This window comes from Burkholderia sp. SCN-KJ (genome assembly GCF_024656005.1).
Lineage (GTDB): Bacteria > Pseudomonadota > Gammaproteobacteria > Burkholderiales > Burkholderiaceae > Burkholderia.
The window spans coordinates 1-1,689 of sequence record NZ_JANKOG010000079.1; the positions used below are offsets into that span (position 1 = coordinate 1).

The window sequence follows — 1,689 nt, forward strand, 5'->3', positions numbered from 1 at the left end:
TGTCAAAGCCATTCTCAAATGTCCGCGTCTCGGCTAAGTTGAAATGTCCGGGTTTACGGGCTTGAGGCTTGTTTCTCTTGGGTTGCAGATCACGCCGTGTCGAAGAGCTGATCCTGAACGGGCAGGGTGCTTACGCTTGCGTCACGGCCCCTTGCAGACCGACGGCCAGGTTTGCGCGCGGGCTGTTGGATCTGTCTGCGTTCGGCGAGATCCACGATCACTTTCTCGACATCGGTCTGCGTGAACTCACGCTGCTTCTTTTTGTTCGGCTGAGTGGCGCTGCGATTCGTCTTGGTCGAATCGCCTCGATGCGTTCGAGACGGTGCCTTACCGATTCGGCTGTTATCGCGCTGCGCCTGAAGCGCTTGCGCGATCTGCAGCACGTGACTCAGACGCTTGTGTTCGACGATGGCACCTTGATCGATTTCGGCCAGCCGGTCGTACTGCCTGCAGGGCAACACGCGACCCTCTGTTCGGAGTTCGATGCGCCCATCCGGGTACTCCCACACCTCGATCTGCCGGTCGATCAACTTTCGATTCTCCGGCGTGTCCTCCAGCAAGTACATCACCCGGTCGTACTGCACCGTCAGCGACTTCGTCACTTTTCGCGGCTCGCGCCACGTCAGCACCAAGTCAAGATTCTCATCGGCGCGCAACGGTCGGTGCGCATTGAAGTCGCTCTTCGGCGGCTTCGCAAAACGTGCGTTGTAAGCGGCCATGAAGGAGGGCGCATACGCATTGGCGTCAGCCACCGTGTTGATCCCGCGCAATCGCATCTCCTTGACCAAGCGATCCTGCAGCGTCAGATGTGCTCGCTCGACTCGCCCCTTGGCCGGACTGCTGTTTGCGCAGAACGCGTCGATGTTCAGCTCGTACATCGCGCGACCGAAGTGCGTCACACGATTACCAGTCTTGCCTGGCGTTACGTTGCGGAACACGCTGTACTTGTCGCTATAGAACGCCCCCGGCTTGCCGTGGCACTCGATGTACGCGCGCGTCGCCTCGAAGTAGCTGAAGGTCGATTCGGTCTGCGTAAAGTGCAGCATCATCAGCCGACTCGTCGCGTCATCCACATACACCAGCAACGTGCAGGCCGGCGCCCGTTCCTCGAACCACCGATGATCGCTGCCATCGATCTGGATCAGTTCACCCAGGCACGCGCGTCGCGCCCGCGGTTGATAAACCTTCGGTGGCCGCTGCCGGCGCGGCACCCACAGGCCAGCGTCGGTCATCAGCTTCCGGACCGTCTCCTTGGCCAGCCGAATGCCGTGACATTCCCAGAGCTTCTCGCAGGCCAGCGTCGGGCCAAAATCGGCGTAGCGATCGCGGATGATCGACAGCACCCGGTCAGCCGTCATGCTGTCCAATCGGTTGTTGCTGGGCTTCGCGCGCCTTTGCGACACGAGACCTTGCGGCCCGTGCTCACGCAATCGGCCGACCAGTCGCCGAATCTGCCGCGTTGTCAGCCCGAGTCGCTCGGCCGCGCGCCACGGCTGAAGCTTGCCGTCCGCGACGTCCTGAATGACCTTAAACCTGTCCAGCTCGCGCATCGTCATCGTGATCCGTTCCGTTCCAGCCATCAAAGCCTCCGGCGCTGGATTCCCAGCGGCCGATCAGCTTACGATGGGTCGAAAAGCGGACATTTGAACTTGGCTAGAAGCGGACATTACAACTTAGCCACTACAACCA

Annotated in this window: 1 protein-coding gene; it reads right to left on the reverse strand. The window is 60.6% G+C overall.

The genetic code is table 11. The annotated features are described in order from the left end of the window. Positions 1 to 89 precede the first annotated feature (89 nt). Positions 90 to 1,580 (reverse strand): ISNCY family transposase, encoded by a 1,491-nt coding sequence (locus NQV17_RS37695; protein ID WP_257776145.1) that lies wholly within the window; start codon positions 1,578 to 1,580, stop codon positions 90 to 92. Between the last annotated feature and the right edge of the window lie 109 nt (positions 1,581 to 1,689).

Coding starts and splice junctions, on each gene's coding strand:
- NQV17_RS37695 (WP_257776145.1), bottom strand. CDS start 1,580: ATGGCTGGAACGGAACGGATCACGATGACGATGCGCGAGCTGGACAGG.